Here is a 957-nt window from a genome sequence, read left to right on the forward strand (position 1 = left end):
TGGCGATCGTGCGTGGTTCGGCGATCAACCAGGACGGTGCGTCGAACGGTCTGACCGCGCCGAACGGTCCCTCGCAGCAGCGGGTGATCCGCCAGGCCCTGGCGTCGGCCGGTCTGACGGCCGCCGAGGTCGACGCGGTCGAGGCGCACGGTACGGGCACGCGGCTTGGTGACCCGATCGAGGCCCAGGCCCTGCTCGCCACCTACGGTCAGGAGCACTCGGACGGCCGTCCGCTGCTGCTCGGTTCGGTGAAGTCCAACATCGGTCACACCCAGGCCGCGGCCGGTGTCGCCGGTGTGATCAAGATGGTGCTCGCGATGCAGCACGGTGTGCTGCCGCAGACGCTGCACGTGGACGAGCCGACCCCGCACGTGGACTGGGCGGCGGGTGCGGTCTCGCTGCTTACCGAGACCACGGACTGGCCGGAGACCGGCCGTCCGCGCCGGGCGGGTATCTCCGCCTTCGGCGTCAGCGGGACCAACGCGCACACGATCCTGGAGCAGGCTCCGGCCGCCGAGGAGACGGTCACCGAGGTGACGGTCGCGCCGTCGGTGCTGCCGCTGGTGGTGTCGGCGAAGAGCGAGGCGGCACTCCTGGCGCAGGCCGCAGAGCTCCAGTCGCGAGTCGAGACCGACCCCGAGCTGACCGTCACCGACCTCGGCTACTCGCTGGCGACGACGCGGGCGGGCTTCGAGTACCGCGCAGCCGTTGTGGCGGGTGAGCGTGCGGAGTTCCTGCGGGGGCTGGGTGCGCTGGCTTCGGGTGAGTCTGCCGGGAACCTGGTGCAGGGCTCGGTGGTCGAGGGCCGGACGGCGTTCCTGTTCACGGGCCAGGGCAGCCAGCGGGCCGGGATGGGCCGCGAGTTGTACGAGGCCTTCCCGCTGTTCGCGGACGCGTTGGACGAGGTGTTCGCGCACCTGGACCAGTACCTGGACCGTTCGCTGCGCGAGGTGGTGT

Annotated in this window: 1 protein-coding gene; it reads left to right on the top strand. The window is 71.5% G+C overall.

Annotation, left to right across the window (positions count from 1 at the left end; all coding sequences use genetic code 11):
- Positions 1–957: ketoacyl-synthetase C-terminal extension domain-containing protein (locus tag ABD369_RS40740; protein ID WP_344641681.1), on the top strand; the 957-nt coding region annotated here is incomplete at both ends.

This window comes from Kitasatospora cystarginea (assembly GCF_039533515.1).
In the GTDB taxonomy this organism is placed as follows: domain Bacteria; phylum Actinomycetota; class Actinomycetes; order Streptomycetales; family Streptomycetaceae; genus Kitasatospora; species Kitasatospora cystarginea.